We start from the raw sequence: 6,066 nt of genomic DNA, 5'->3' as shown, positions 1-6,066 counted from the left end.
CGACGACGCGGCGCGCTTCTCGGCCGAGGCGCAGCGGATCATCCGCAGCATCGAAGGCTGAGGTCCGCGCCGGGCCGTGCGCCCGGGCACGCAACACGGGGCCGCTCCTCCACGCGAGGAGCGGCCCCGTTTTCCATCCGCCTGTTTCTGTGATCCGGAGCGGCGCGATGGCGTGCACGCCGTAAACATTGTCCCGTTGGGGCGAGCCGGAAAGCGCCTCTTGTTAACGGCGGGCGAGGGCGCTAGACTATCCAGTGTACAAAGACTAGAGATAAACGGTTTGGACGGCGGCTACAGGGCCGCGGTCCCGGGCAGGGCGGCGAATGACGCCGCCTGATCCCCGGCGGGTGCCCATCGAGGCCATCCGCGAGGCGGCGCGCCGCGCCGTCTCCGAACTGTCGCTGCGTGCCGTGGCGCGGGCGATCCCGATGAGCCCCATGGGCTTGCAGCACTTCATCAACGGGACGTCGCCCTACCGAAGCACGCTGCGCAAGCTTACCGCGTGGTACGTGAACCGGGGCGCCAGCCGGGGAGAGTTCTCGGAAGACACGGTGCTGGCCGCGCTGGCCATTCTGCTGGACGGGCTTCCCGACGAGCAGCAGCCGACCGCACGCGCCGAGCTTCTGGACCGCATCGCGGCACTTTATGAGGGCGCCGGCACCGAGGTGCCCGCCTGGCTGAAGCGCCTGCGCCGCGACGACTGAGGCGCGTCGGCAGACAGAACGGCCTTCACGCGGAGGCGCGGAGGAACAGAAGAGCCGCGGAGGGCGCCGATGCCCCTCCGCGGCTCTCTGTATTCCTCCGCGCCTCCGCATGGAATCCGTTTCGATCGGAAGCTGGGGACGGCGATCAGTCCGCCGCTTCGCGCTCCATCGCGTCGTCCCCAGCCGCGCGCAGGGCCTGGTCGAAGTCGGCGATCAGGTCCGCGGCGTCCTCGATGCCCAGGGAGATGCGGACGAAACCGTCGGGAATGCCGTTTGCCGCGCGCTCGGCGGGCGTCATGCCGGAGTGGGAGGTGTGGCGCGGCTCCGACACCAGCGTTTCTACCCCGCCCAGGCTGGGCGCCAGCTTCGCCAGCTGCAGCGCGCGCACGAACCGCGTGGCCGCCGGCCCGCCGCCCCGCAGCTCGATCCCCAGCATCGCGCCGAAGCCGTCCAGGATGCGCGCGGCCGTCTCGTGGTCCGGGTGCGAGGGCAGCGACGGGTGGAGCACGCGGGCAATCTCCGGGCGACTCTGCGCCCAGCGGGCGATCTCCACGCCGTTACGGTTGTGCCGCTCCATCCGCACCGACAGCGTCTTGATCCCCCGCTCCAGCAGCCACGCCGCGTGCGGGTCCAGCACGGGCCCCCACACGCGCGCTCGCTTGCGCGCCTCGCCGATGCGCGCGTCGCTCCCCACCAGCACGCCGGCCGTCACGTCGCTGTGGCCGCCCAGGTACTTGGTGGCGCTGTGCATCACCAGGTCTGCCCCGTGCTCCAGCGGGCGGAAGTTGATGGGCGACGCAAAGGTGCTGTCGATCACCAGCGCGGCCCCGTGCGCCTGCGCCGCCCGGGCGACCTCGGCCACGTCGAGCACGCGCAGGATGGGGTTGGATACCGACTCTCCCAGCACGACGCGCGTTTCGGGGCGCAGCGCCTCCGTCCACCCGGGGGAAAAGAGGTCCACGTAGGTGGTCTGGATCCCCAGCCGCGACAGCTCGCTGGAAAGCAGCGCGCGGGTGCCGCCGTAGATGGCGTCCGTCGCCACCACGTGGTCGCCCGCCTGCAGCAGCGAAAGGAGCGCGCAGGCCATGGCCGCCATCCCGCTGCCGACGACGAGGGCGTCTTCGCCGCCGTCAAGCGCGGCCAGGCGAGCCTCCAGCACCTGGTGGTTGGGGCCGTTGCCGTAGCGGGTGTACAGCAGGTCGCCCCGGCCCTCCGCGTCCATGTAGAACGTGGTGCTGGTGACGATGGGGTTCACCACCGGCGCGTTGGGGCGCGGCGCGGGGTCGCCCGCGTGGATGGCCTGGGTACCGGGGCCGGCCGGGTGCGGCATCATCCCTCCTGCGCGACGAAGGCGGACAGCGGCGAGATGGTGCCGTCCACGTGCACGGCGGCCACCCGCTTCAGATAGAGGTGCGCCAGCGCGGCCGTCACCGCCTCGCGCGCCACGCCGGTGTCGTCGGCCAGGTCGGCGCGGCTGGCACGGCCGCGGCGCACCAGGGCGTCCCACACCGCGCGCTGCGTGGCATCGGCTTCGCCCAGCAGCGCCACGTCGCCTTCGTCCTGGATGGCGACCAGGAGCAGGCCGTGGCGCTCCAGCACGGCCTCGATGGCCTCGACGTGGTGCTCCTGCACGTTGCGGACGACGAAGAACGCCTCTCCCGGGCGCTCGTCGCCCACGTAGCGCAGCAGGAGCTTCGCGACGATTTCGTCGGCGCAGGAATAGTCCAGCACCCGGACCTGCGAAAAGTCCAGGATCGACAACGTGACCTCCCGGTCCTCGATCTCGGCGAGCTGGCTCTCTACCCCGGTGCGGATGGCCCGCCCCGTGGGGCGGGTCACCAGGTTGCTGAAGAGCGAAGTCACCGAGCGGCGGGCGGCGCGGTACAGGTCGATGGGAAGCGGAGCGATCCTGCGCCCTTGCAGCATGGCGGTCAGGCCGCGGCGCCGTCGCTGACGGTCACCTTCTCCATCTTGTCGCCCTTGGCGAGCTGAAAGATCACGTCCAGCCCCTCGGTGACCTTGCCGAACACCGTGTGCACCCCGTTCAGGTGACGCGTGTTCTGCTCGCTGAGCACGATGAAGAACTGGCTGCCGCCCGTGTCCTTGCCGGCGTGGGCCATCGACAGGGCGCCCACCTCGTGGCGGTGCGGGTTGCCCTGGGTCTCGCACTTGATGTTGTAGCCCGGGCCGCCGGTGCCGACGCGCGGGTTGTTCACGCCGCCCGCTTCCTTGGTGATGGGGTCGCCGCCCTGCACCACGAAGTCGGGGATCACGCGGTGGAAGATGATGCCGTCGTAGTAGCCATCCTTCACCAGCTTCGTGAAGTTCTGCACGGTGCCGGGCGCCTCGTTGGCGTACAGCTCGGCGGTGAAGGTGCCCTTGTTGGTCTGAAACGTAACGGTGCTCATGGCCCTCTGGGGGTGCGTAAGTGCGTGATTGCGAAAGCCGACTAGCGGCGGACGGGTCCGGGCCGGGCGGCGGTGCGCGCGGCGGGCTCCGCGGGCGGCGCCGGCGCCTTGGCCGGAAGAACGATCAGGATCTGCGAGCCGGGAAAGTCGGCCAGCTCCGTGGCCATGGGCGGCGAATCGTCCCAGTCCGGCACGTCGGAGATGCGGGCCGTGCCGCTGCGGATGGCGATCTTGCCGCCCCACCGGCCCACCTTCTTGCGGATCTGCTTGAGGCCCTGCCCGCGCCCCGGGTCGCGAAAGCGCGTGACACCGTGGATGAACGCCGCTTCCAGCGCCGTGGCATCGCCCCAGCGGTCGCCGAAGCGGCTGCTGTGCTCGCGCTCCAGCGATCCCCGGAAGCCGGTGCCCAGGTCCATCACCGCGATCACCACCACGCGCTTGTCGATGCGGCGCCAGCGGCGGTACGTCTGGATCCCCACCCACCCCGGCGCGCCGGCGTGCTCGATGATGTTCTGCGACACCTCGCTCAGCAGCATGCTGAAGGCGATGGCGTCGGCGCGCGAGTACCCCAGCTGCTCGGAGAGCAGGGTGCTGATGCGGTGCTCGTTCAGCGCCTCGATCACCCCGTGCACGTCCTCGTGCGTGTCGATCACGGTGATGGGAAGCAGCACGCTGGAGCCGTCGTTGGCCCGCGGACGCGGCGCATCCACCATCTCGAACGCCGCGTCGGCGGCCGCCACGAACCCCATCCGCGTGAAATAGCTTCCCACCTCGGGCGACTGGGGGAAGTGCAGGATGGGCTTCACCCCGTCGCGCGTAAAGTGCTGCCCCAGCGCCAGCAGCCCCACCATTCCGTACGGATCGGCGAAGCGCAGGTGGCGCCCGTCGAACAGCAGGCGCGCGTCGCCGCTCTCGGCCGCGCTCGCGATCATCTGGTCGAAGGCGTCGCTGTCCAGCGTGGGAGGTACGGCGATGACGTGCGTCATTGTGCGCAGCGGAGGGGCGTGATCATCCCGGGAACTTAGCACCGGGCGGGGGCGGGTGAAAGGGAAGTGCGTAAGTGCGTGAGTGCGTTAGTGCGGAAGGAAAAGAGATCGCCGCGCTCCCGGAGGAGAGCGCGGCGATTCCGTTCCAGCTTCCGGCGTCAGGCGGCCAGGCGCATCCCCGTTGCGAGTTCCGAGAGGCGGGCGACGCGCTCCTCGGTGGGCGGGTGCGTGCTGAACAGCTTTCCGATGCCCCCGCCGCGAAGCGGGTTCACCTGCGCCAGCGGGGCCACCGCGGGGCTCACGTGCATCGGCACGAGGCGGGCGCCCGCCTCCAGGCGCTGCAGGGCGCTGGCCAGCGACAGGGGGCGGCCGCAGATCTCCGCGCCCACCGCGTCGGCCTTGAACTCGCGCTGGCGGCTGATGGCGAACTGGATGATCATCGCCGCGATCGGCGCCAGGATCGCGAGCAGGATGCCCGCGAACGGGTTGCTGTCCTCGTCGCTGCCGCCGAAGAACAGCCCGAACTGCGCCAGGTTGCTGATGGCGCCGGCCATGGTGGCCGTCACCGTCTGCAGCAGCATGTCGCGGTTCTTGATGTGCGCCAGCTCGTGCGCCACCACGCCCTCCAGCTCGTCGCGCGTAACCAGCTTCATCAGCCCCTCGGTTACGCAGACGACCGCGTTCTCCGGGTTGCGGCCCGTGGCGAAGGCGTTCGGCTGCGCGTGCGGGGCGATGGCCACCGTGGGCATGGGCAGCCCGGCGCGCTGCCGCAGCCGGTCCACCATCGCATACAGCTCCGGCGCCTGCCGCTCGGTGACCACCTGCGCGCCATACATGCGCAGCACCATCGACGCCGAGCCCCAGTACATCACCACGTTCATCAGCCCGGCGAAGGCCAGCGCCATCAGCATCCCGGCCTGGCCGCCGATCATGGCTCCCACCGCGCCGAACAGCGCCGTCAGGCCGGCCATCAGCGCGAAGACCTTGATGTTGTTCATCTCTCGTCGTCTCCCGGGTTCAACATGGGCCCGGACACATGCCCGGACCCGCCTCCTGCCTCAGCGCGGGCGCCTGGCCCGCACAGGCACGGGCACCAGCCGCGGCTGCCGGTCGGGGCACCGCATCAGCGCGGCCCCGGCCAGCCCTACCAGCATCGTCCAGATCACGTACGCAACCATCGGCCTTCTCCCGCTGCGAGACACAAAAAAGGGCGAGACCCTACCACGTGACCCAGAAGGTCCGCGGTGGTCTCGCCCGGTTTCCCGTCCGGCGGCCGGGGATCGTGTCCGATCCCGTCTTGACGGCCGCCGGTCCGGCGCGCTGCACGCGCCGGCGGCTACTCCCCACTGCTCACTATCGTCTTTGCAACCGCCGAGCCAGGCGGTCCATCATCCGGACCCGCAACCTCAACGCCCACAAAGATATGCCTGTTGGTCTTCCAGCGGAATCACCCGTGGATTATCGCTCGATTAAGGCAATGTCACGCCCGCGTCACAGCCGGCGGAGTCGCCGCTGCTGAGCGGCTCACGATGGACGCGCCGCGATAGCCATCAGCAGCCGCCACTGTCATCCCGATGGAGCGGCCCCGGGAGACCTGACGCGTGAAGGCAGTACGCAGCGACTGAGGGATCCGCCACACAGCAGGCCGAAGCGCTCCAGAGCCGCGGCTGCACCCGATTTCACTTTTAACTCCGTCGAATGGACCAAGCTGGGGAGTGGGCATGATCCAGTGCGGATCGCGGCGTGTGTGGCGGATCCCTCAGTCGCTGCGAAGTACGGCGTATGGGCAGATCCGGGGTGGGCGCTCCTTCGGGATGACATCGAAAGGTCCGGTCGGCTTCCCCGGACTCAGCAGGGCGTCAGTCGGGATCGGGCTCGGCCGCGAGGTGACGGATCTCGATCGGCAGCAAGTCGGCGAGGGCGGCGGCGACCATGCTGCGGTGGCAGTGCTCAGGATCGGCTTCGAAG

General features: G+C 70.0%; 6 protein-coding genes. 1 reads left to right on the top strand and 5 read right to left on the bottom strand.

Going from position 1 to position 6,066, the window contains the following annotated elements:
* Nucleotides 1-323: 323 nt before the first annotated feature.
* Nucleotides 324-704: a hypothetical protein gene (locus VIB55_RS23865; protein WP_331879188.1), complete on the top strand. Its 381-nt coding sequence runs from the start codon at nt 324-326 to the stop codon at nt 702-704.
* Nucleotides 705-849: 145 nt separating this feature from the next.
* Here VIB55_RS23865 and VIB55_RS23860 read toward each other — a convergent pair whose 3' ends face one another.
* From VIB55_RS23860 to VIB55_RS23840, 5 genes are all read right to left on the bottom strand, one after another.
* Entirely contained in the window at nt 850-2,034 is a 1,185-nt protein-coding gene (locus VIB55_RS23860; protein WP_331879187.1) for an aminotransferase class I/II-fold pyridoxal phosphate-dependent enzyme, read from the bottom strand.
* Nucleotides 2,034-2,630, bottom strand: coding sequence for a hypothetical protein (locus VIB55_RS23855; protein ID WP_331879186.1), 597 nt, complete (start codon nt 2,628-2,630; stop codon nt 2,034-2,036). Before VIB55_RS23855 ends, VIB55_RS23860 begins: the two co-directional genes overlap by 1 nt.
* Before the next feature lie 5 nt (nt 2,631-2,635).
* A complete protein-coding gene (locus tag VIB55_RS23850) occupies nt 2,636-3,112 on the bottom strand; it encodes a peptidylprolyl isomerase (RefSeq protein ID WP_331879185.1) in 477 nt (158 codons plus the stop codon).
* 41 nt (nt 3,113-3,153) lie between these two features.
* Complete coding sequence (locus tag VIB55_RS23845) at nt 3,154-4,098, bottom strand: ATP-binding protein (protein ID WP_331879184.1); 945 nt, start codon at nt 4,096-4,098, stop codon at nt 3,154-3,156.
* A 158-nt stretch (nt 4,099-4,256) separates the two neighbouring features.
* A complete protein-coding gene (locus VIB55_RS23840) occupies nt 4,257-5,096 on the bottom strand; it encodes a zinc metalloprotease HtpX (RefSeq protein WP_331879183.1) in 840 nt (279 codons plus the stop codon).
* Nucleotides 5,097-6,066: the final 970 nt, after the last annotated feature.

This window comes from Longimicrobium sp., assembly GCF_036554565.1.
In the GTDB taxonomy this organism is placed as follows: Bacteria; Gemmatimonadota; Gemmatimonadetes; order Longimicrobiales; family Longimicrobiaceae; genus Longimicrobium.
Note: the sequence above shows the minus strand (reverse complement) of the source record. Positions and strands in the feature narration are given on the sequence as shown.